This is a genomic window from Kocuria dechangensis (assembly GCF_014636775.1).
Classification (GTDB): Bacteria; Actinomycetota; Actinomycetes; order Actinomycetales; family Micrococcaceae; genus Kocuria; species Kocuria dechangensis.
In genome coordinates, this window is record NZ_BMEQ01000020.1 from 45,725 (window position 1) to 68,015 (window position 22,291).

Genomic DNA, 22,291 nt, shown 5'->3' on the forward strand with positions numbered 1-22,291 from the left:
CGCTCGACCCCGGCAACCGCCGAGGAGTCGCGTCGTGCCGGAATGTGCGCGGAGTTCCGGCAGGAAGCGACTCCTCCGGCGCTGGGGGTCGGCGGAAGGAGACCTCACGCCGCAGGGGGCCGGGCGGGTCAGCCGGCCAAGACCCCGGCGAGGAGCTGCTCGAAGGGCAGCGACTCCCCCACGGTGTCCACAGCCGGGGCGGGCCCGCGGGCGACCATCAGCTCGGCCAGCTCCGTCCCCGCCCGGCGCACCCGGGCCTGGAGGTCGCCGTCGCCGGCGCCGCCGCTGCCCCAGTCGCCGGGGGCGGCGTAGACGGCGGTGGGCACGACCAGCACCCGCAGGTAGGACAGGAGCGGGCGCACGGCGTGCTCCAGCACGAGCGAGTGGCGCTCGCTGCCGCCGGTGGCCCCGATGACCGCGGGCCTGCCCGTGAGCGCGCGGTGCTCCACGACGTCGAAGAAGGACTTGAACAGTCCCGAGAAGGAGGCGCTGAACACGGGGGTGACCGCCACGATCCCGTCGGCGCCCACCACGGTGTCGAGGTCCGCCTGCAGGGGCGGGGCCGCGAAGCCGGTCACGAAGTTGTGGGCGATGTCCACCGCCCGCTCCCGCAGCTCCACCACCTCGGTGCGCACCTCGTGACCGCGCTCGCGCAGGGCCTGCTCGGTCGCGGCCGCCAGGGCGTCCGCGAGCATCCGGGTGCTCGAGGGCTCCCCGAGCCCCGCGCTCACCACGGCGAGGGTGTAGGTGTGATCGGTCCGGTCCATGCTGCGCCTCCTGCGTGCGTACCGCGGCGACGGAGGGCCCGCCACCGAGGATGTTGATACATCACTATCCGGTAGAAGGCGGCATGGCCCGCCGTTATTCCTGCAGCACGGCCTCGGGCACCCCGGCGGGGGTGGCCCGGCGGCCCAGGGCGCGGTAGTCCCAGCCGGCGTCGGTCCACCGGGCCGGGTCCAGCACGTTGCGCCCGTCGAGGATCCGCCTCTCCGCCACCAGCGGGGCGAGCTCCTCGGGGGTCATGGCCTTGAACCGGGCCCACTCGGTGAGCAGCACCACGACCTCGGCCCCGGCCACCGCCGCCTCCAGGGACTCCACGTAGTCCAGGCGCGGGTACCGGGCGGCGGCGTTGGCGTTGGCCTGCGGGTCGACCACGGCGACCTCGGCGCCGATCGAGTGCAGGCGCGCGGCGATGTCCAGGGCCGGGGAGTCGCGCACATCGTCGGAGTCGGGCTTGAACGCCGCCCCCAGCACCGCCACCTGCGCCCCCACGACCGACCCGCCGAGCATCTCGGTGACGGTGGCCACGGTGTGCTCCCGGCGGCGGGTGTTGATGTCCTCGACCTCGGCCAGGAACCGCACCGACTCCCCGACCCCGAGCTCGGCGGCCCGTGCCCGCAGGGCGCGGATGTCCTTGGGCAGGCACCCGCCGCCGAAGCCGACCCCGGCGTTGAGGAACTTCCGCCCGATCCGCTCGTCCATCCCGATCGCATCGGCCAGGGTGCGGATGTCCCCGCCGGCGGTCTCGGTGATCTCCGACAGGGCGTTGATGAAGGAGATCTTCGTGGCCAAGAACGCGTTGGCTGCGACCTTGACCAGCTCGGCGGTCTCGTAGTCGGTGACGATCAGCGGCACCCCGGAGCCCAGCTGCCGGGCGTAGACCTGGCGCAGCACGGCCTCGGCGGCCGCCCCGCCGGTGTCGTCGGCGATCCCCAGCACCATCCGGTCCGGGGACAGGGTGTCGGCCACGGCGAACCCTTCGCGCAGGAACTCCGGGTTCCACACCAGCTCCACCGACACCCCGTCCCGGGCGTGCTCGGCGGCCAGGGCGGCCAGGCGGCGGGCGGAGCCCACCGGCACGGTGGACTTCCCGGCGATCACGCAGTCCCTGGTGGCCGCGGCCGCGATCGCGGTCACCGCCGCCTCCACGTAGGACATGTCCGCGGCCTGGGAGCCGGGCCGCTGCGGGGTGCCCACCCCGACGAAGTGCACGTCCCCGAAGGCCCCGGCCTGCTCGTAGGAGGTGGTGAAGCGCAGCCGCCCGGTGCCCGTGTGCTTGCGCAGCAGTTCGGGCAGGCCCGGCTCGTGGAAGGGCAGCTCACCACGGGAGAGCGCGTCGACCTTGACCGGGTCCACGTCCACGCCCAGCACCTCGAAGCCCAGCTCCGCCATCGCCGCGGCGTGCGTGGCCCCCAGATACCCCGTCCCCAGCACCGTGATCCTCATGGACGTCCTCCGTTCTCCCGGGCGCGCGGCCCGTCGTGCGATGCGAGCGTGCAGGACGAGCATGCGGCGTGCCGCGGCTCGTCCCGGGCACCAGTGTGGAACAGCCGGATGAATTTCTCGTGAGGAACCGGTCCGTGGCGTCCGGGGTCAGTCGGGGGTCGGTTCCGTGGCGTCCGGCTCCGCGAACCAGGTGACGGTCTCCCCGTGCCGCTTGTGCTCGAAGCGGCGCAGCCCCGCCGGCCAGCGCGGCTCGGGGGACCGGGAGGAGCGCTCGACGACGACGACGCCGCCCTCCCGCAGCCGCCCAGCCAGCAGCGCGAGCGTCTCGGCGAGCTCCGCCTCGGTCAGGGGATAGGGCGGATCGGCCAGCACGAGGTCCCAGGGGCCCACGGCGGGGTCCGCGAGATAGCCGTTGACGGATCCCTGCCGGACCTGCACGACGTCGTCGCGGCCCAGCGCCCGGTGCACGACCGCGGCGTTGGCCCGGCAGACCCGGACCGCCGGCGCGTGCCGCTCCACGAGGGTCACCGCGGCGGCGCCCCGGCTCGCCGCCTCGCAGCCGAGGGCCCCGGAGCCGGCGAACAGGTCGAGGACCCGGGCGTCGTCGAGCATCCCCCACGCCTGGAGGCGGGCGAAGAGGGACTCCTTGACGCGGTCGGTGGTGGGGCGGGTGCCCTGGCCGGGCACGGACTGCAGCCGCAGCCCGCCGGCGGCCCCGGCGATGATCCTGCTCACGGCGCGGCTCCTCTCAGCCCCGGTCCAGGAACGCCTCGGCGTCCGGGTCGAGGTAGCGCTCGATGGTCTCGGCGAGCTCCGGGTGCTCGAGCAGCTGCGGGTCCTCCCCGAGGATGCTCACGGCGTCCCGGCGGGCGCGCTCGATCAGCTCGGCGTCGTCGAGCGCCCGCAGCAGCCGCAGGGTCGACCGGCCGCCCGACTGGGCCGCGCCCAGGATGTCGCCCTCGCGGCGCAGCTCCAGGTCCGCGCGGGCGAGCTCGAAGCCGTCGGTGGACGCCGCCACCACCTCGATCCGCTCCCGCGAGGGGTGCTCGGCCGGGCGGCGGGTCACGAGCAGGCAGGTCCCGGCGTGGCCGCCGCGGCCGATCCGCCCGCGCAGCTGGTGCAGCTGGGAGATCCCGAACCGGTCGGCGTCCACGATGATCATGAGGGTGGCGTTGGGGACGTCCACGCCGACCTCGACCACCGTGGTGCACACGAGCAGCTGGACGGCGCCCTCGGCGAACTCCTGCATCACCCGCGACTTCCGGTCCGGGTCGAGCCGGCCGTGGAGGATCTCCGCGCGCACGCCCTCGAGCACGGGCTGCCGCCCGACGAGCTCCGCGACCCAGGTCACGGAGGCCATCGAGGCCTCGGACTCCTCGTCCTCCGACGCAGCGCGGGCGCTCTCGGCGAGCGATCCGTAGGGCGGGGGCTCGTCGTCGTCGCCGATCTTGGGCGCCACCACGTAGACCTGGCGGCCGGCGTCGATCTCCTGGCGGGCCCGCCGCCACAGGTGCTGCTCCCACGCGGGGTGCTCCACGAGCCCCACGGTGTGGGTCTGGATGGGCCTGCGCCCCGCCGGCAGCTGGTCGAGGACGGAGACGTCCAGGTCCCCGAAGACGGTCATCGCCACGGTCCGCGGGATGGGCGTGGCCGTCATGACGAGCAGGTGCGGGGGGCGCCCGGCCTTGTCGCGCAGGGCGTCGCGCTGCTCCACGCCGAAGCGGTGCTGCTCGTCCACCACGACCAGGCCGAGGTCGGCGAACTGCACGACGTCCGAGAGCAGCGCGTGGGTGCCGATGACGATCCCGGCCTCCCCCGAGGCGATCTTCAGCAGGGCGCGCTTGCGGGCGGCGGCGCCCATCGAGCCGGTGAGCAGGACCACCTGGGTGCCGTCCGGGTCGCCGCCGAGCCGGCCGCCCTCCGCGAGCGGGCCGAGGGAGCGCACGACGGAGCCGTGGTGCTGGGCGGCGAGGACCTCGGTGGGCGCGAGCAGGGCCGCCTGTGCGCCGGAGTCCACGACCTGGAGCATGGCCCGCAGCGCCACGAGGGTCTTGCCGGCGCCGACGTCGCCCTGCAGCAGCCGGTTCATGGGGTGCGTGCCGGCGAGCTCGGCGGCGAGCTCCTCGCCGACGCTCCGCTGGCCGGCGGTGAGCTCGAAGGGCAGCGCGGCGTCGAACCGGGCCAGGATCCCGTCCGGCGCGCCGGGGCGGGCGGTGGTGGGGTGGGCGGCCAGCTCGATCCGGCGGCGGGCGAGCGCGCACTGGAGCAGGAACGCCTCCTGGTAGCGGAACCGGCGGCGGGCCTCGCCGTGGGCGCGCGTGTCCCGGGGGCGGTGCACCTGCCAGTACGCCTCCTCGAGGCCCATGAGCCCCTCCCGCTCGCGGATGCCGTCCGGCAGCGGGTCCGGGACGGCGCCGAAGTCCACGACGGGCAGCAGCGAGTGCACGGCGCGGGCGATCTTGTCGGTGGTCAGCTTGGCCGTGGCCGGGTAGATGGGGATGGGCCGGCCCGCCCGCTCCTCCGCGGACTCCCCCGCCTCCGGGGCGTCCGGGTCGAGGATGGCGTAGTGCGGGTTGGTCATGGTGACGGACCCGTTGTAGAGGCCCACCTTCCCGGAGAACAGGGCGTGGGTGCCCGGCGGGAGGTCCTTGGCCGCGGTCCAGGCGTTGAAGAAGCTCAGCCGCATGGTCCGCCCGGGCCCCGGGTCCCCGTCCTCGAAGAGCCGGTGCGGGTCGGCGGAGACGCGGTCGGTGATCACGACGTCGGTGATGGACCCGCGGCGGGAGCGCATCTGGCGGGTGGAGGCGTGGACGACCTCGGCCACGATGGTCACCTGCTGGTCGATGCTCAGCTCCGAGAACGGCGTGAGCTCCCCGCGGGGCATGTACTTGCGGGGGAAGTAGTCGAGCAGCTGCCCGATCGTGGTGACGTCCAGCTGCCGGGCGAGCTGGTCCGCGGTGGTCCGGCCCAGCAGCCGGGCGAGCGGCTGGTCGAGCTCGGGGACCGCGTCGGGGAACGCCCCGCCGTGGGAGCGGATCATCTCAGGCGGTCCTCAACCGGCGTGCCCGTCGGCCCCGGAAGCCCCGGAGGCCTCGGCCAGGGACGTCACGGTCAGGTTGACGGGCTTCCCGCGGGCACCGATCACGGCGAGGGCGTCCTCGGAGCGCGCGACGTGCACGTGCACGCGCCACCGGTAGGCCTCGCCCCGCTCGGTGACGGCGCTCATGATCACGCTGCTGCCCACCTCGCTGAGCTCGTGGCGCAGCTCGGCGGCGTCCAGCGGTGACAGCTCCACGGTGCACATCACCTCGACGCCGCCGTGCACGGCGTGGGGCGCGTCCAGCGGCCGGGGGGCCTGCGCGGCGGCGGCGGCGATCAGCAGCTCCAGCGCGGCGTCCTCCTCGAGGTCGTCCCCGCCCACCGTGCGGGCGAGGGCGTCGAAGACGACGAGCATGCCCAGGGCCCCGGCGTCCACTGTGCCGGTCTCGCGCAGCACCTCGAGCTGCTCGGTGGTGGCGAGGACGGCGGCGCGGGCCGCCCGGCCGACGTCCCTGAGGAACTCCTTGAGCTGCTGGTTGGACCCGTCCTCGACGTCGTGCGGGACCGGGACGTCGGCCGCCGCCTCCAGGACGGAGAGCATGGTGCCCGCCACCGGGTCGGTGAGCACGCTCCAGGCCCGCACGTGCCCGGCGTGGAGGGCGGTCTTCGCGGTGTCCGCGGTCATCCGCGTCCGGCCCTCGAGGGACTGGCCGACCGCGGTGAGGAAGACGGAGAAGAGGGTGCCGGAGTTGCCGCGGGCCTCCTCCAGGGCGGCCTGGCCGGCCAGCGCCAGCAGCTCCCCGACGTCGCCGGTCTCGATCACCGAGGCGGCCTCCGACGCGGCGCGGACGGTCAGGGCCAGGTTCGTCCCGGTGTCGGAGTCGGCGACCGGGAAGACGTTGAGGGCGTTGAGGACGGGGCTGTGCCGGACGAGCTCGCGGTGGGCCAGGTCGAGCCACCGCCGCATGACGGCCGCGTTCGATCCGATCCTATGGTTCAAAGTGATCCCATCCTTCGCCGACCGGGTGCCCGAGGGCGAGGTGCGGCGCTCGTCCGTCGAGCAGCACCCGGGGGTGGGGGCCGTCGTGCGCGGGTGGTGCGGGCGCACACGAGCCTATCGCACGGAACCCGGCGGGCAGCGGGACGCCCTGTGGAAAGACGGCGAGCAGCCCGTGGTCCTCCCCGCCGCCCAGCACCCAGTCCCGGGGGTCCGTGCCGAGCAGGAGGCCGGCGGGGAGCAGCGGCTCGGCGAGCGCGGCGACGGCGCCGGCGTCGAGGTCGACGACGACCCCGCTCGCGGCGGCGACCCGGCCGGCGTCGCGCAGCAGCCCGTCGGAGAGGTCGATCATGGCGGTGGCGCCGCCGCGGGCGGCCACCGGCCCGGCGGGCACCGGCGCGCACGGGCGCAGCTGGGCCCGCGCGAGCTCGTCGAGGGCGGGGTCGGCGCCGGGCCGGTACCGGGTGTCGTCGAGCAGGGCGACCCCCGCGGCGGCGCGCCCGGTGGTGCCGGCCAGGGCGACGACGCCGCCCTCCCGCGCGCCGGAGCGGCGCACCGGCTCCCGGCCCTCGAGGTCCCCGGTCACGGTGGCGGTGACCGACAGCTCCCGCCCGGCGCCGAGGTCCCCGCCGACCACCGCGCAGCGCGCGGCGCCCATGTCCTCGAAGCCGGCCACGAGACCGCGGGCGAAGTCCTCCGGCCAGGCCACGGGGGTCCCGGGGGGCAGGGTGAGGGAGACGACGACGGCGGTGGGCACCGCGCCCATCGCGGCGACGTCGGCGAGGTTCTGCGCGGCGCACTTGACGCCGGTGTCGAAGCCGGTGGGGACGACCCCGCTGGGCCAGGCCGTGCGGAAGTCCTGGTCCTGGACCTGGGTGTCGGTGGTGATGACGAAGCGGCCGTCCGGGGCGGCGACGACGGCGCAGTCGTCCCCGGGGCCCAGGAGCACGTGCTCGGCCCCGGGCCGGGCCAGCAGGGGCAGGAACCGCTCCAGCAGCTCCGCCTCGGAGAGGTCGCCGACGATGGTCCCCGCGCGCGGGTCCCCGGGCTGTGCCGGCCGGTGCGCCGCGGGCTGCGGCGCGGCAGGGGTGGTCGGGGGAACGTCCGAGGGGGGCCGGCTCATGCCGCCCATCCTAACGAGGGGCCCGGACGCCGTGACCGGTGCGCCCCCGGATTACGCTGGGGGCATGCCCTCGCTCCCCCTCCTTCCCCGTCCCGCCCGCACCCTGCTCGCCGCCGGAGCGCTGGCCACGGCGCTGACCGGGTGCACGCCCGCGGTGACCGTGGAGCCCGCCGAGAACGCCGCGGACCCCGGCTGCGCACCGGCGATGGTCGCGATGCCGGAGACGATCGGCGAGCACGAGCGGCGGGAGACCACGAGCCAGGCCACGACGGCCTACGGCGAACCCACGGCGGCGGTCGTGCGCTGCGGCGTGACCCCGCCGGGCCCGACCACGGACCCGTGCTCGTCGGTCAACGGCGTGGACTGGCTGCTCCGCCAGGACCCGGAGGAGGAGAACACCTGGACCGCCACGACCTACGGGCGGGACCCCGCGGTCGAGGTGGTCTTCGACAGCACGGCGATCGCGTCCTCGACGCTGCTCGTGGAGCTGGGCTCCCCGGTGGAGCAGATCCCGGCCGAGCGGCAGTGCCTGGACCTCGAGGACGTCGTCGAGGGCCTCTGAGCGCGCCGGCGCCGGCTGCGCCGGGCGGAGGGGCTCACGCCGTGACCGGGTTGTGGGCCGTTCCCGCGGTCTCGCCGCCGTCGATGACGAACTCGGCGCCGGTCACGAAGGCGGACTCCTCGGAGGGCCAGGTACAGCACCATGGCCGCGACCTCCTCCGGGCGGCCCGCGCGGGCCAGGGCGACGTGGTCGACGTCGGGGCTCAGGCCCTCGGTCATCGGCGTGCTGATGAACCCGGGGTGGACCGAGTTGACCCGGACGCCGTCCGGCGCGAGGTCCAGGGCCGCGGCCTTCGTGAGCCCGCGCACGCCGAACTTGGCGGCCGTGTAGGCCGCGAGCCGCTCGTAGCCCCGTAGCCCCGCGATGGAGGAGATGTTCACGACCGACCCTCCCCCGCGGGCGCGCATGACGGGCACCACCGCCTGGATCCCGAGGAGCACCCCGGTGAGGTTCACGGCCAGCACCCGGTCCCAGGACTCCCGCGAGCAGTCGGCGACGCCGGCGAAGTCCACGATCCCGGCGTTGTTGACGAGGACGTCCAGCCCGCCGAAGGCCTCCTCGGTCGCGGCGACGGCGCGGGCCCAGCCCCCGGCGTCGGTGACGTCCAGGTGCACCCGTTCGGCGTGGCTGCCCAGCGCCGGCCGGACGTCCGTCTCCGGCAGCACGTCCGCCAGCATCACCCGGGCGCCCTCCTCGACGAGCTGGACGGCGATGGCCGCCCCGATGCCCCGCGCCGCGCCGGTGACCAGCGCCACCTTCCCCTCCACACGTCCCATCCCGGACCCCCGCGCCGCCCCGGGGGTCCGTCCCGGACCCCGCCGTGCTGAAAGGATCACCGACCGGGGCGCGGGCGGCAAGGATCCATGCAGGAGCATCGTCCGTAGAGGACACGGTGGAGGACACATGGCCGCGCCGCGACGACCCCTCTTGTCATCCCGGGGCCGCCGTCCTACCGTGTCTGGCAAGCAGGCCCGCGGCCCGGCGCCGGACCGCGGGAAAGCTCCTTTGAGCGCGCCCCGGCACCACCGATCCTTTGCCCGGAAGAGACGGCGATGAACGACGACGCACTGGGCCACGAGCAGGCCCGCCTGCTGCACCGGGCCCTCGAGCGGGCAGGGATCCCGCCCCGGCGGCTGTGGTCGCACTACGCCGGCCTCGGCGGGGCCCTCGGCCCCCTCGAGGTGGAGGCCTACCTCTACCGCTGTCTGAGGCTCTCGCCCGCCGAGCGCGACCTCCTGGCGCAGGCCGCCAACGCGCTCCTGGACCACCGGTTCCAGCTCTGGGCGCCGTTCACCACCGACCTCATGCGGCGCGAGGCCGGCGGCGAGGAGCCGGGGCCCGCCCGCTGAGCAGCCGGCGTGCCGTCGTCGTGCCGTGCTCGTCGTGCCGTGCTCGTGCCCCTCGCTCAGCGCAGGCCGACCGGCCGCTCCAGCGCGAGGGTGAGCAGCTCGTCGATCAGCTCCCCGTAGTCGAGGCCGGACTCGGCCCACATCCGCGGGTACATCGAGATGGGCGTGAACCCGGGCATGGTGTTGACCTCGTTGATCACCACGCGCCCGTCGGGGGTGTAGAAGAAGTCGGCGCGGCACAGGCCCTCGCCGTCGAGCGACTCGAACGCGGTGACGGCGCCGGCGCGGATCGCGTCGGTCGCCTCCTGCGGGAGGTCCGCGGGGCAGCTGAGCCGCGCGGAGGCCTGCGAGAGGTACTTGGCCTCGAAGTCGTAGAACGCGTGCTCGTCCACGATCTCGATCTCCCCCGGCATGGACGTGCGGGCGGGGTCGGTGCCGCGGCCCTGGAGGACGGCGCACTCGATCTCCCGGCCCTGGATCCCGGCCTCCACCACGAGCTTGCGGTCGAACTCCCGGGCGGTGCGGATCGCGGCGTCGAGGCCCTCGGGCTCGTCCACCTTCGTGATCCCGAAGGAGGACCCGGCCCGGGCGGGCTTCACGAAGACGGGGAAGCCCAGGCCGGCGATGCGCTCGCGCACGCCGGCGGGGTCGAGCGCCCACTGGCGGTCGGTGACCACGGTGTAGGGCCCGACCTCCAGGCCGGCGGCCTCGAAGGCGAGCTTCATGAAGTGCTTGTCCATGCCCACGGCGGAGGCCGTCACGCCGCAGCCCACGTAGCGCAGGTCGGCGAGCTCGAGCAGGCCCTGCAGGGTCCCGTCCTCCCCGAAGGGGCCGTGGAGCAGGGGCAGGACCACGTCGACGTGCCGGTCGCGGGTGACGGTCTCGCCGCAGGGCCCGTCCCGGCGCACGATCAGCTCGCTCTCCCCCACCTTCAGGGGCAGGCTCACGAGCTCCTCGCCGACGGGCAGCTCGGCGATGGGGTTCTCCTCGAGCAGCGCCTCGAGCTCGTCCTGGGGGTACAGGAACCACTCGCCGGTGGTGGAGATGCCCACGGTCACGACGTCCCACCGCTGCCGGTCGATGGCCTGCAGCACGCCGCGGGCGGTGATCAGGGAGATGGAGTGCTCGCTGGAGCGGCCGCCGAACAGGACGGCGACGCAGGGCCGGGCGGGGGCGTCCTGGACCGGGGTGTCGCGGGGGGTCATGAGTCGGTCCCTTCCGATTTGAGTTCGCGGCCCAGCAGCAGCGGGGCCAGGTCGTCGACGTCGATCTTCTCCTGCAGGATCGCCACCACGGCCTCCGTGATGGGCATGTCGACGTCGTGCCGGCGGGCGAGGGCCAGCACGGCCGGGGCGGACTTGATCCCCTCGGCCGTCTGCGTCATCTCCTCCTGCACCTCGGCGAGGGACTTGCCCAGGCCCAGCAGCCGCCCCGCGGTGCGGTTGCGGGACAGCGGCGAGGAACAGGTGGCCACGAGGTCGCCCATCCCGGCCAGGCCGGAGAGGGTCTCGAGCTTCCCGCCCAGGGCGAGGGCCAGCCGGGTGGTCTCGGCCAGGCCGCGGGTGATGATGGACGCCTTTGAGTTCTCCCCGAAGTGGCGGCCGTCGGCGATGCCCACGCTCAGGGCGATGACGTTCTTGACCACGCCGCCGATCTCGGTGCCCACCACGTCGGTGTTCGTGTACGGGCGGAAGTAGCCGGTGCGGCAGGCGCGCGCCACCCAGGTGGCGAGCTCCGCGTCGGGGGCGGCCACGACGGAGGCGGTGGGCTGCTCCTCGGCGATCTCCATGGCCAGGTTCGGGCCGGAGAGCACGCAGGTGCGCGCCTGCCAGTGCTCCGGGCCCAGGCCGGTGGCGCGGCCGAGCTCCTCGGCGACGACCTCGCTCATCCGCAGCCCCGTGCCCTGCTCGAGGCCCTTGGCCAGGGAGAGCACCACGGCGTCGCGCCCGAGGTGCTCGGCCACGGCGGGCAGCTGCGAGCGCAGGGACTGGGCGGGCACGGCGAGGACCACGAGGGCCGCCCCGGTGACGGCGGCGGCGAGGTTCGAGGTGATCACGAGCCGCTCGGGCAGGCGGATCCCGGGGACGTAGCGGTCGTTGACGTGGGTCCGTGCGGCGTGGTCCATCGCCGCGGCGTCGCGGCCCCACAGCACCACGGTGCGGTCCAGCGGGCCCGCCGCGGCGTGGGCCGACTCGCGGGCGCTGTCGGCGAGGACCTTCGCGAAGGTGGTGCCCCAGGACCCGGCGCCGAGGACGGCGACCTTCCGGGGCCCGGCCGGGGGCAGGGGGCGCGCCGGCGCGGCGGCGGGGGCGCTCACGGGCGGCCTCCTCGTCGGCGGTCCCAGAGCCGCTCCGGGGCGTCCTCCCCGCGCAGCACGGCGAGCTCGGCCGCGACGGCGTGCATGATCGCGTCGGTGGCGTCCTCGAGCCGGTGCCGGTCCGGGCCCACGGGGTGGGTGAGGTCCGGGGCGTCGTCGCGCCACGGGGACAGGTCGACCGGCGGGCCGATCCGCACGCGCACTTCCTGGCGCGGGAAGAGCCGGAACCGGCGCCGGCCGGAGGCGTCCTTGCCGAGGATCCGCTGGTCCCCCCAGTGCGCCATCGGGATCACGGGCACACCGGTGGCCAGGGCCAGCCGGGCCGCGCCCGTGTGCCCGGTCATGGGCCACTGCCGGGGGTCCGCGGTGAGGGTGCCCTCGGGGTAGATGACGATCGCCCCGCCGGAGTCGAGCTCGGCCCGGGCGGCTGTGAGGGCCGCGGCGGCGTCGGCGGTGCCGCGCAGGACGGGGACCTGCCCGGTGGCGCGCAGCACCGCTCCGACCACGGGGGCGCGGAAGAGCGGCTCCTTGGCGAGGAAGCGCGGCATGATGCCGTTGTCGTAGAGGGTCCAGGCGACCGTGAGGGGGTCCAGCTCGGTCAGGTGGTTGGGCACCACGATGAACCCGCCCTCCGCGGGGAGGTGCTCCTCCCCCGTCCAGCGGAACCGGGCGACGAGCCCGTAGCACGGCTTGACGATCCCGGCCAGGACGCGGAAGAGGGGGCGGTCGGCGGTGCGGCTCATCGGCGGTCCCGGCTCACTCGCCGTCGAGGTCGAAGGACGCCCCGAGCCCGGTCAGCTTGTCCGTGAAGTGCTCGTAGCCGCGCTTGATGAGCTCCACGCCGGTCACGTGCGACGTGCCCTCGGCCGCCATCGCGGCGATCAGGTGCGAGAAGCCGCCGCGCAGGTCGGGGACGTTGATGTCCGCGGCCCGCAGCGGGGTGGAGCCGGAGATCACGGCGGAGTGCACGAAGTTGCGCTGGCCGAAGCGGCACGGCACGGAGCCCAGGCACTCGCGGTGCAGCTGGATGGAGGCGCCCATCCGGTTGAGCGCGCCGGTGAAGCCGAAGCGGTTCTCGTAGACGGTCTCGTGGACGATAGACACGCCCGTGGCCTGGGTGAGCGCGACGACGAGCGGCTGCTGCCAGTCGGTCATGAAGCCGGGGTGGACGTCGGTCTCCACGATGAGGGGGTTGAGGTCCCCGCCGGGGTGGTAGAACCGGATGCCGTCCTCGGTGATGTCCAGGCCGCCGCCGACCTTCCGGAAGGTGTTGAGGTAGGTCATCATGTCGGACTGCCGGGCGCCGGCCACGAAGATGTCGCCGCCGGTGGCGAGCGCGGCGGACCCCCAGGAGGCCGCCTCGATCCGGTCCGGCATGGCCCGGTGCTTGTAGCCCGTCAGCTCGGGGACGCCCTCGATGCGGATCACACGGTCGGTCTGGACCGTGATGATCGCGCCCATCTTCTGCAGGATCGCGATGAGGTCCATGATCTCGGGCTCGGTGGCCGCGCCGCGCAGCTCGGTGTGGCCCTCGGCGCGGGTCGCGGTGAGCAGCACCTGCTCGGTGGCGCCGACCGAGGGGTAGGGCAGCTCGACCTTCGCGCCCTGCAGCCCGTGGGGGGCGCTCATCCGGATGCCGGACTCGAGCTTCTCCACGCGGGCGCCGAAGTGGCGCAGCACGTCGAGGTGGTAGTTGATGGGGCGGTCGCCGATCTTGCATCCCCCGAGGTCGGGGATGAACGCCTCCCCGATGGCGTGCAGCAGCGGTCCGCACAGCAGGATCGGGATGCGCGAGTCGCCGGCGTGGGCGTCGATGTCCGCGTGCCGGGCGGTGGTGACGTTGGAGGGGTCGAGGCTGAGCCGGCCGTCCTCGCGGGCGACGTCCACGCCGTGCAGGGACAGCAAGTTGGTGACGACCTCGACGTCCTTGATCTCCGGAACGTTGGCGAGGACGGAGGGCGTCGACCCCAGGAGGGCGGCCACCATGGCCTTCGGGACGAGGTTCTTGGCACCTCGCACGGTGACCTGCCCGGAGAGAGGGACCCCGCCCGTGATGTGCAGTGCGCTGCTCATGAACTTCCGATCTGCTGTTGCCGTCCACCCCCCGAGCGGGAGCGGCACCCGTACAGTGTAGGTTCCCCGCCGGGTGCCCCTGCACACGGCGGGCGGCGCGGCGGCCCCGGACAGCGCACGGCCCGGCGCAGCCGCGGAGGCTGCGCCGGGCCGGGGCGGGCCGGGGCCGGGATCAGGTGCGGGCGGGCAGCGTGGTCGGCTTGAACGCGGGACGGCGCGCCTCGTACGCGGTGATCTCCGCCTCGTGCTGGAGGGTCAGGCCGATGTCGTCGAGGCCCTCCATGAGCCGCCAGCGGGTGTAGTCGTCGATCTGGAACGGCACGGTCACCGTGTCGCACGTCACCGTGCGGGCCTCGAGGTCGACCTCGATCTCGGTGCCCGGGCGCTCCTCGAGCAGCTTCCACAGCAGCTCGACGTCGGACTGGTCCACCTGGGCGGCCAGCAGGCCCTGCTTGCCCGAGTTGCCGCGGAAGATGTCGGCGAAGCGCGAGGAGATCACGACCTTGAAGCCGTAGTCGCGCAGCGCCCAGACCGCGTGCTCGCGGGAGGAGCCGGTGCCGAAGTCCGCGCCGGCCACGAGCACGGAGCCGTGGCGGTAGGGCTCCTGGTTGAGCACGAAGTCCTCGTTCTTGCGCCAGCCGGCGAAGAGCGCGTCCTCGAAGCCGGTCTTGGTGATCCGCTTGAGGTAGACGGCGGGGATGATCTGGTCGGTGTCCACGTTGGACTGCTTCAGCGGGACGCCGACGCCCCGGTGGGTGGTGAACTTCTCCATGGGAGGGCCTTCCTGGGTGAGGAGCGTCGGGTCAGGCGCCGGCGGGCTCGAGGTCGGACGGGGAGGACAGGGTGCCGCGCACCGCGGTGGCCGCGGCGACGACGGGCGAGACGAGGTGGGTGCGCCCGCCCTTGCCCTGGCGGCCCTCGAAGTTGCGGTTCGACGTCGACGCGCACCGCTCCCCCGGGGCCAGCTGGTCCGGGTTCATGCCCAGGCACATGGAGCAGCCGGCGAAGCGCCAGTCCGCCCCGAACTCCTTGAACACCCGGTCCAGGCCCTCGGCCTCGGCCTGCAGCCGGACCTTCGCGGAGCCGGGGACGACCATCATCCGGACGTTCTCGGCCTTGGTGCGGCCCTTGACGACCTGCGCGGCGGCGCGCAGGTCCTCGATCCGGGAGTTGGTGCAGGAGCCCAGGAACACGGTGTCCACCGGGATCTCCTTCATGGGCGTGCCGGCCTCCAGGCCCATGTACTCCAGGGCCCGGCGGGCGTTGGCCTTGTCGTTCTCGTCGCCCAGGTCCTCGGGGTCGGGGACGGCCTGGGACAGCGGGACGCCCTGGCCGGGGTTGGTGCCCCAGGTGACGAAGGGCTCGAGCTGGTCGGCGTCGAGGAAGACCTCGGTGTCGAAGACCGCGTCGTCGTCGGTGCGCAGGGTCCGCCAGTACTCGACGGCGGCGTCCCAGTCGGCGCCCTCCGGGGCGTGCGGGCGGCCCTTCACGTACTCGAAGGTGGTCTCGTCCGGGGCGATCATGCCGGCGCGGGCACCGGCCTCGATGGACATGTTGCAGATGGTCATCCGCGCCTCCATCGACAGGGACCGGATGGCGGAGCCTCGGTACTCCAGTACGTAGCCCTGGCCGCCGCCGGTGCCGATCTTGGCGATGACGGCCAGGATGATGTCCTTCGCGCCCACGCCCGGGCGCAGGGTGCCCTCGACGTTGATGGCCATCGTCCGGAACGGCGCCAGCGGCAGCGTCTGGGTGGCCATGACGTGCTCGACCTCGGAGGTGCCGATGCCGAAGGCCAGGGCGCCGAAGGCGCCGTGGGTGGAGGTGTGGGAGTCGCCGCAGACCACGGTCATGCCCGGCTGGGTGAGGCCCAGCTGCGGGCCCACCACGTGGACGATGCCCTGCTCGGCGTCGCCCAGGGAGTGCAGGCGCACGCCGAACTCGGCGCAGTTGGCGCGCAGCGTCTCGATCTGCTTGCGGGAGGTGTCGTCAGCGATGCGGGCGAAGATGTCCTGCGTCGGGGTGTTGTGGTCCTCGGTGGCGATGGTCAGGTCCGGCCGCCGCAGCTTCCGGCCCGCCAGGCGCAGCCCCTCGAAGGCCTGCGGCGAGGTGACCTCGTGGACCAGGTGCAGGTCGATGTAGAGAAGGTCCGGCTGCCCGTCCTCCCCCTTGCGCACGAGGTGGTCGTCCCAGACCTTCTCGGCGAGGGTCCGGCCGGGGGCCGCCGAGGGCGCGGCGGAGGTCGGGGAGGGGGTCGTGGGCTGGATGTCCGGCATGGCGGATCCTTCCGTGCTGCCTGCTGGCGGGGTCTGAGCGGCTCGCGGGAGCGGCTCGTGGAACGTCGTGCTTCCATGGTCCGCGCCCGGGTTGCACCGGGGCCAGCTTTTCCGCTTGCTTCTCACATTCTGAGACGGCAGTATCAAGTCATGGACACATCTGGACACATGGACCCCTCCGGCGCGCCCCTGGGCACCCCCCTCGGAGGGTTCGGGAGCGGCGAGGGCCTGGACGTGCACGCGGCGCCCACGGCCAGCGGCGTGGGCGTGGTGGACAAGGCCTCGATGATCCTGGACGCCCTGGAGGCGGGCCCGGCGAGCCTGGCCCAGCTGGTCGGCGCCACCGGGCTGGCCCGGCCCACGGTCCACCGCCTGGCCGTGGCGCTGGCCCACCACCGCTTCGTGGGCCGGGACATCCAGGGCCGGTTCGTGCTCGGCTCCCGGCTCGTGGAGCTGGCCTCGGCCGCCGGCGAGGACCGGCTGATCGCGGCCGCCGGACCCGTCCTGGTCCAGCTGCGGGACGCCACGGGCGAGTCCGCGCAGATCTTCCGCCGGCAGGGCGAGTGGCGCGTGTGCGTCGCCTCCGCCGAGCGGCCCATCGGCCTGCGGGACACGATCCCGGTGGGCACGCAGCTGTCGATGAAGGCGGGCTCCGCCGCCCAGGTGCTCGTGGCCTGGGAGGACCACGACCGCCTGCTGGAGGGCCTGCGGCACGCCCGGTTCTCGGCCACGGTCCTGGCCGGGGTGCGCCGCCGCGGGTGGGCCCAGTCCCTGGGCGAGCGCGAGCCCGGGATCGCCTCCGTCTCGGCCCCGGTCCGGGGGCCGTCGGGCCGCGTGATCGCGGCGGTGTCGATCTCCGGGCCCATCGAGCGGCTCACCCGACAGCCCGGGCGGCTGCACGCGGAGGTCGTGGTGCAGGCCGCCCGCCAGCTCACCGAGGCGGTGCGGGCCGCCGCCCAGTAGGACGGCCGGGCCCGGCCCGTCAGCCCCTCAGCCGGGCCAGGGCCTCCCGGAAGGCGTCGAAGGCGCCGAGCTCGGCCTCCACGGGCTCGACGACGGTGCGCCGGCCCGCCTCGGCGACCGAGGCGCGCAGCCTCCGCCGCACCGAGCGCTCCCGCAGCCGCGCGCCGAAGCCGGCCAGGATCCGCCCGGTGAGCGCCAGGAACAGCCCGAGCACCACCCCGGCCAGCACGAGCAGCGTGGGCACCGGCAGGGGGAACCCCTCGACGTACGGCGGCGGGGGCACGGGGATCTGGAAGTACTCGAGCAGGAACAGCCCGAGCAGCCACAGCAGCCCCGCGACCACGGCGAGCATCGCGATCCACTGCAGCACGTCGAAGACGATCCACCACCAGGACGTCCTGCGCGCCCGGAAGTCGGTGCGGGCGACGGCCTGGTCGAGGGCGTCCGGCAGCCGCTCCTCGTGCGTGCGGGCGGCCTGGCGGACGGACCGGGTCCAGGGCTCGCCGGCGCCGGCCGCGGCGTCGTGGGCGAAGGTGCGCACGGCGGAGTCCGCCGCGGCGCGCTGGGCGGCGCCCAGGGGCGGCAGGGACGTCCGGTTGATCTCGGGGTTGACGGTGTCGCCGCGGTCGAGGTTGAGCCGGCGCAGGGGGTCCTTGCGGAACTTCTGCAGCCACCGGGTGGCGATCCACCCGGTGTGCGCCGTCGCGTGCAGGGTGTAGGACTTCCCGGCGGCGCGGGCGATCCCGGACACGTTGGCGGCCTGGGCGAGCCCGTCGGCGAGCCGCTCCTCGGCGTCCCGGGTGATCCCGGCCGGCTCGCCGTCCCCCGAGGCCTCCGCGAGCAGCGCGGCGGCGTCGTCGACGTCGGCGTCGAGCCGCGCCCCGGCGGCGGCCTTGGAGTCCGCGACCTGCCGGATCCGGGCGCGCAGGGCCTCGACCCCCTCCCCCGTCACCGCGGAGACGGCCACCGGCTTCGACAGCCCCGTGGTGGGCAGCCCGTCCTGGGCCACGAGCTCCTCGAGGGAGCGCATGACGGCGGGGACCTCGGCGGCCGGGAGCCGGTCCACCTGGTTCATCACCACCATGGTGACGGCGCCGTGGCGGGCCAGGGGCGCGATGAACTCCTGGTGGATGACCGCGTCCGCGTACTTCTGGGGGTCCACGACCCACACCACGACGTCGACCATCCCCACGAGCCGCTGCACGATGGTGCGGTGGTGCAGGCTCACGGAGTCGAAGTCGGGCAGGTCGAGCAGGATGAGCCCGCCCGCCCCCTCGGGGGCGGCGCCGCCCGTGAACCGCTCCTTCACGCGGGTCCAGCGCCCGCCCTCCTCCTGCCCGGTGGGCAGGGGCGTGTCGACGTGGTGCCGCTGGGCGACGTCGAGCCAGTCCAGCAGGGGCGCGCTGCCCGGCTCCCCCCACACCGCGGCGAGCGGCTCGGAGGTGGTGGGACGGCGCGCCGCCGTGCGGGCGATGTCCCGGCCCACCACGGCGTTGAACAGCGTGGACTTGCCCGACCCGGTGGCCCCGAAGAATCCGACGACGGTGTGGTCGGCGGACAGGGACCGGCGCTCGGCGGCGCGGTCCAGGACCGTGCGGGCCGCGGCCACGGCCTCCTCGTCGAGCCGGCCCTCCGCGAGGTCCGTGGCCCGCGCGAGGGCGGAGAGCCGCTCGGACAGGGTGGGGGTGGCCGGCCGCGCGGGGCTCACAGGGCCTCCCCCGGGGTCCCGCCGGACTGCGCGTCCGGCCGCTCGCCGGGCTGCTCGCCCAGGTGCTCGCCGGCGGCGCGGACGCGCTGGGCCGCGGCCTTGAGCTCGTGCGCCTCCGGGTGGCCCTCCAGGACGTCGAGGCGGCCCAGGAACACCGCCGCCTGCTCGTCCATCAGCTCGCGGATGCGGGTCTCCAGGTTGCGCCGGGCGTCCTCGGCCATGCGGCGCACGGCGTCCTCGCCGAAGACGGCCTCGAGCAGCTTGGTGCCGACCACGCCGGAGCCGCCGGCGATGCCGACCTCCAGGCCGGTGAGCCCGCCGGTCATGGAGAACACGCCGATCATGAGGATCACGGTCAGGGCGTTGACGCCCAGGGACATGGCCCGGGCCTTGGTCCGCTTGTCGGCGCCCTCCCGCTGGATGAGCTCCATGAGGTCGCCCTGCCAGGCCCGCACCTGCGCGGCGGTCCGCTCGGAGAAGTCCGGGGGCAGGGAGCCGAGGTCGCTGCCGCCCAGCAGCACCCGCCCGGCCGTCTCGGCCTGCCAGCGCCGCTCGGCGGTCTCCGCGGCGCGCGCGGCCTCCTCGACGACGACGGTCTGCAGGCCGGTCTCGATGGCCTCCTCGACCTGCACCTCCGGGGCCGGCCGGCCGGTGAACAGCGCGGTCAGCCGGTCGCGCACCCGCCCGATCCCGGCCTCCAGGTTGCGGAAGAACTCGCCGGTGCCCACGAAGTCCTGCCACCGGGCCAGCACCTCCCCGCGCAGCAGCGTGCCGTCCCGGGTGGACTCCACCACGGAGGCCAGCGCCTCGTCGAAGGCGCGCTCCACGTCGGTGCGCAGCTGGGCCTCCACGCGCTGCTGGGCGAGGACCGCGTCCCCTGCGGCGTCGGTGCGGTCGGCGACCGAGCGCACGGCCCCGCCCAGCGTGCGGCGGGCGATCTCCGAGCGGGCCGCGGCGTCCCGCCCGAGGTCGGCCAGGTAGTCCACCACGGGGGCGACGACGTGGGGCGGCAGCATGCCGGTCTCGTTGAGCGGGGACTCCGGCACCGTGAAGACCGGGGCGTCGCCCAGGCCCTGGTCGCCGAGCATCCGCCGCAGGTCGTCCTCGATCTCGGCCTCGAGCCCCGGCGGGACCCGGTCCAGGACCACGGCCACCGTGATGTCCCGCTGCGCGGCCTCCACGAGCAGCCGCCACGGGACGGCGTCCGCGTACCGGTTGGCGGTGGTGACGAACAGCCACAGGTCCGCGGCGGCCAGCAGCTGCCCGGCGAGGCGGCGGTTCTCGTCGGAGATGGAGTCGACGTCGGGGGCGTCGAGCAGGGCGACGCCCTCCGGGATGCGGGGCTCGGCCAGCAGCACGAGGGCCTGCCCGTCGGCGGTGCCGGGCAGTGCGGGCGGCGAGGCGGTGTCCGCGGCCGTGGACCCGGCGGGGGTGACCTTCCGCGCGTGGATCCGGCTCAGGTGCGGCAGCACCCGCTGCGTGGCGAACGCCTCGGTGTCGCGCGGGTGGTGGATGAGGATCGGCTGCCGGGTGGTCGGGCGGATGGCCCCGGAGCGGGTCACCGGGTGGCCCACGATCGCGTTGACGAGCGTGGACTTGCCCGCCCCGGTGGACCCGCCGACGACCGCGAGCAGCGGCGCGTCGAGCGAGCGCACCCTCGGCAGGACGTAGTCGTCGAGCTGGGCCACGGTGCGCTCGGCGTCGTCGCGCTCGCGCAGCACGTTGCTCGTGGACAGCGGCAGGCTCGAGGCCGCGAGCAGCGCCCGCGCCTCCTCGAGCGCTCTGAGGATCTCGGTCTGGTCGGTCACGTGCTCATTGTGCCAGTAAGCCTGCTGTGCACCTACGAGGACGCAGGGCCGGGCAGGCGCGGCACCGGCCGGCCGGGTCAGCCGATCCGGACCGCGATCTTCCCCCGGACGTGGCCCTCCGCGCTGAGCCGGTACGCCTCCGCGGCCTCCTCCAGCGGCACCGAGCGGGCGAGCTCGACCCGCAGCACGCCCCGGTCCACCAGCCCGGCGACCTGGGCGAGGTCCTCGGCGGAGGGGCGCACCCACATCCACGTGCCGCCGTGGGCCTCCACCGCGTCGTCGGCGATCGAGGCGTGCCGCCCGCCCTCCTTGAGGACGGCCAGGGTCTGCTCCACGACGCCCCCCACGAGGTCGACGACGACGTCCACGCCCTCCGGGGCGAGCGCGCGGACCCGCTCCGGCAGGCCCTCGCCGTAGGCCACCGGCTCGGCGCCGAGGCCGCGCAGGTAGTCGTGGTTGGCCTCCGAGGCGGTGCCGATCACCCGGGCGCCGCGGGCGGCCGCGAGCTGGACGGCGTGCCCGCCGACGCCGCCGGAGGCGTTGTGGACGAGCACGGTCTCGTCCGCGGCGACCTGGAGGCGGCCGAGGACCTGGTAGGCGGTGAGGCCGGCCAGCGGGAGGGCCGCGGCCCGGTCCCAGTCCACGGAGACCGGCCTGGGGCCCAGCAGGCGCGAGGGCAGGGCCACGTACTCGGCCATGGTCCCGCCGTGCACCCAGTCGGTGCGGGCGTAGGCGATCACCTCGTCGCCCGGGGACCACTCGGGCACGTCGATGCCCACGGACTCGACGACGCCGGCCACGTCCCACCCCGGGACCACGGGGAACTGCACCTCCATGAGGGCGTCGAGGCCGCCGGCCATGATCTTCCAGTCGACCGGGTTGACGGCGGCGCTCTTCACCCGCACGAGCACCCACCCCGGCGGGACCTTCGGCAGCGGCCGGTCGGTGAGCTCCAGGACGTCGGGGCCGCCGTAGCGGGCGTAGGTCAGCGCTCTCATGCCGGGCCCAACCGGGGTGCTCCACGGCCTATTCCCGGCCGGGCCCCGTCGGGCGCGTCAGCTCCGGGGCTCGCGGCCGTGGTCCGCGGCGTACGCGGCGAAGACCTCCGCCGGGGTCCCGCGGGCACCGAGGAAGTCCTCCGCCAGCCGGGCCGCCGTGGTGGGGTCCTCCTCCCCGATCCCGTCGGCGTAGTCCACGTCGGCCAGGCTCTTCAGCTCCAGGGCGAGCGACCGGCGGCGCGCGAGCGGCGGGTAGATCTGCGTGAACCACGTCAGGGCGGCGGTGAGCAGGGCGAAGCCCGTGAGCGCCTCGAGCGGCGAGGCGAGGCGGATCCCCGGGTCGGTGGGCACGGCGTCCCCGAAGCCCAGGGTCGCCAGCGTCACGAGTGAGACGTAGAAGGCCTCAGCGGCGTCCGGGTACTCGCCGGGATCGACGCCGGAGGAGTGCACGAAACCGCCAGGGACGTGGGGCAGGTACACCAGCGCCCAGCCGGCCCCCTGGAGCAGGACCCACAGGACGACGACGGCGACCATGCCCGCAGGGCCGACCGCCGGGCCCAGGCGGTGCCCGGTCGCCCTCGAGAGGCGCCACACCGCCGCGAGCACCCGGGCGCTGAGCGGGCCCTTGCCGCTGGGTGCATGAGGCTGTGGTACATGTCGAGGAGCCCGAGCAGGACGACCGCGACCCCCGGCACCGTCAGCAGCACGTCCACGTCGTCGCCCCCGTTCCCTCGTCGCCAGGTCCTCCCCGTGACCCTGCCGCGGGAGCGTGAGCCTGCCGCGGGAGGCAGGGCAGCCTGCTGGCCGCCACCACGGACAGCGCCACCAGCAGGATCAGGACCGACACGCCGA

19 protein-coding genes and 1 pseudogene are annotated in these 22,291 nt (G+C 74.9%); 3 read left to right on the forward strand and 17 right to left on the reverse strand.

The genetic code is table 11. The features are described 5' to 3' along the window. Positions 1-128: 128 nt before the first annotated feature. The 6 genes from IEW07_RS15460 to thiL all read right to left on the reverse strand — a co-directional run bounded on the left by IEW07_RS15460 (position 129) and on the right by thiL (position 7,385). Positions 129-767, reverse strand: coding sequence for an FMN reductase (locus tag IEW07_RS15460; protein ID WP_188538841.1), 639 nt, complete (start codon positions 765-767; stop codon positions 129-131). A gap of 94 nt (positions 768-861) precedes the next feature. Beyond that, positions 862-2,226 carry a UDP-glucose dehydrogenase family protein gene (locus IEW07_RS15465; protein WP_188538843.1) on the reverse strand — a complete coding sequence of 455 codons (1,365 nt, stop codon included), beginning with the start codon at positions 2,224-2,226 and terminating at the stop codon, positions 862-864. Between the two features lie 147 nt (positions 2,227-2,373). Beyond that, positions 2,374-2,961, reverse strand: a complete 588-nt coding sequence (gene rsmD, locus IEW07_RS15470; protein WP_188538845.1) for a 16S rRNA (guanine(966)-N(2))-methyltransferase RsmD — start codon at positions 2,959-2,961, stop codon at positions 2,374-2,376. Between the two features lie 13 nt (positions 2,962-2,974). Next, complete coding sequence (locus IEW07_RS15475; RefSeq protein ID WP_188538847.1) at positions 2,975-5,266, reverse strand: ATP-dependent DNA helicase RecG; 2,292 nt, start codon at positions 5,264-5,266, stop codon at positions 2,975-2,977. 12 nt (positions 5,267-5,278) lie between these two features. After that, positions 5,279-6,265, reverse strand: coding sequence for a DAK2 domain-containing protein (locus tag IEW07_RS15480; protein WP_308738236.1), 987 nt, complete (start codon positions 6,263-6,265; stop codon positions 5,279-5,281). Continuing rightward, the gene (gene thiL / locus IEW07_RS15485) at positions 6,255-7,385 is read right to left on the reverse strand and encodes a thiamine-phosphate kinase (protein ID WP_188538849.1); all 1,131 of its coding nucleotides are present in this window, start codon (positions 7,383-7,385) and stop codon (positions 6,255-6,257) included. The genes IEW07_RS15480 and thiL overlap by 11 nt, the downstream gene beginning before the upstream one ends. Before the next feature lie 64 nt (positions 7,386-7,449). On the opposite strand from thiL, the gene IEW07_RS15490 reads away from it, so the two are divergent. Further along, positions 7,450-7,947, forward strand: a complete 498-nt coding sequence (locus tag IEW07_RS15490) for a DUF3515 family protein (RefSeq protein ID WP_188538851.1) — start codon at positions 7,450-7,452, stop codon at positions 7,945-7,947. Positions 7,948-8,132: 185 nt separating this feature from the next. On the opposite strand, the pseudogene IEW07_RS15495 reads toward IEW07_RS15490, so the two are convergent. After that, positions 8,133-8,852 (reverse strand): annotated as a pseudogene (locus IEW07_RS15495) (SDR family NAD(P)-dependent oxidoreductase); the annotation flags it as partial. A 147-nt stretch (positions 8,853-8,999) separates the two neighbouring features. Here IEW07_RS15495 and IEW07_RS15500 point away from each other — a divergent pair. After that, a complete protein-coding gene (locus IEW07_RS15500) occupies positions 9,000-9,296 on the forward strand; it encodes a hypothetical protein (protein ID WP_188538853.1) in 297 nt (98 codons plus the stop codon). Between the two features lie 56 nt (positions 9,297-9,352). Here the strand turns inward: IEW07_RS15500 and IEW07_RS15505 are convergent, their stop codons facing one another. The 6 genes from IEW07_RS15505 to leuC all read right to left on the reverse strand — a co-directional run bounded on the left by IEW07_RS15505 (position 9,353) and on the right by leuC (position 15,962). Continuing rightward, positions 9,353-10,501 carry a D-alanine--D-alanine ligase family protein gene (locus IEW07_RS15505; RefSeq protein ID WP_188538855.1) on the reverse strand — a complete coding sequence of 383 codons (1,149 nt, stop codon included), beginning with the start codon at positions 10,499-10,501 and terminating at the stop codon, positions 9,353-9,355. Then, positions 10,498-11,613, reverse strand: coding sequence for an NAD(P)H-dependent glycerol-3-phosphate dehydrogenase (locus IEW07_RS15510; protein ID WP_188538857.1), 1,116 nt, complete (start codon positions 11,611-11,613; stop codon positions 10,498-10,500). The genes IEW07_RS15505 and IEW07_RS15510 overlap by 4 nt, the downstream gene beginning before the upstream one ends. Continuing rightward, on the reverse strand, positions 11,610-12,356 hold the full coding sequence (locus IEW07_RS15515) for a lysophospholipid acyltransferase family protein (protein WP_188538859.1): 747 nt from the start codon (positions 12,354-12,356) through the stop codon (positions 11,610-11,612). The genes IEW07_RS15510 and IEW07_RS15515 overlap by 4 nt, the downstream gene beginning before the upstream one ends. A 13-nt stretch (positions 12,357-12,369) precedes the next feature. Beyond that, entirely contained in the window at positions 12,370-13,686 is a 1,317-nt protein-coding gene (gene murA / locus IEW07_RS15520; RefSeq protein WP_188538861.1) for a UDP-N-acetylglucosamine 1-carboxyvinyltransferase, read from the reverse strand. A 172-nt stretch (positions 13,687-13,858) separates the two neighbouring features. After that, positions 13,859-14,458 (reverse strand): 3-isopropylmalate dehydratase small subunit, encoded by a 600-nt coding sequence (leuD, locus tag IEW07_RS15525; protein WP_188538864.1) that lies wholly within the window; start codon positions 14,456-14,458, stop codon positions 13,859-13,861. A 31-nt stretch (positions 14,459-14,489) separates the two neighbouring features. Next, entirely contained in the window at positions 14,490-15,962 is a 1,473-nt protein-coding gene (leuC, locus tag IEW07_RS15530; RefSeq protein WP_188538866.1) for a 3-isopropylmalate dehydratase large subunit, read from the reverse strand. A gap of 150 nt (positions 15,963-16,112) precedes the next feature. Here leuC and IEW07_RS15535 point away from each other — a divergent pair, with 150 nt between their 5' ends. Further along, complete coding sequence (locus IEW07_RS15535) at positions 16,113-16,925, forward strand: IclR family transcriptional regulator (RefSeq protein WP_268235538.1); 813 nt, start codon at positions 16,113-16,115, stop codon at positions 16,923-16,925. Between the two features lie 19 nt (positions 16,926-16,944). On the opposite strand, the gene IEW07_RS15540 is transcribed toward IEW07_RS15535, so the two are convergent. The 4 genes from IEW07_RS15540 to IEW07_RS15555 form a co-directional block, all read right to left on the reverse strand. Next, positions 16,945-18,633: a GTPase gene (locus IEW07_RS15540; RefSeq protein WP_188538868.1), complete on the reverse strand. Its 1,689-nt coding sequence runs from the start codon at positions 18,631-18,633 to the stop codon at positions 16,945-16,947. Next, the gene (locus IEW07_RS15545) at positions 18,630-20,441 is read right to left on the reverse strand and encodes a dynamin family protein (RefSeq protein WP_188538870.1); all 1,812 of its coding nucleotides are present in this window, start codon (positions 20,439-20,441) and stop codon (positions 18,630-18,632) included. The genes IEW07_RS15540 and IEW07_RS15545 overlap by 4 nt, the downstream gene beginning before the upstream one ends. A gap of 77 nt (positions 20,442-20,518) precedes the next feature. Continuing rightward, positions 20,519-21,439 (reverse strand): NADP-dependent oxidoreductase, encoded by a 921-nt coding sequence (locus IEW07_RS15550; protein WP_188538871.1) that lies wholly within the window; start codon positions 21,437-21,439, stop codon positions 20,519-20,521. 57 nt (positions 21,440-21,496) lie between these two features. Continuing rightward, positions 21,497-21,973: a potassium channel family protein gene (locus IEW07_RS15555; protein WP_229741897.1), complete on the reverse strand. Its 477-nt coding sequence runs from the start codon at positions 21,971-21,973 to the stop codon at positions 21,497-21,499. Positions 21,974-22,291 lie beyond the last annotated feature (318 nt).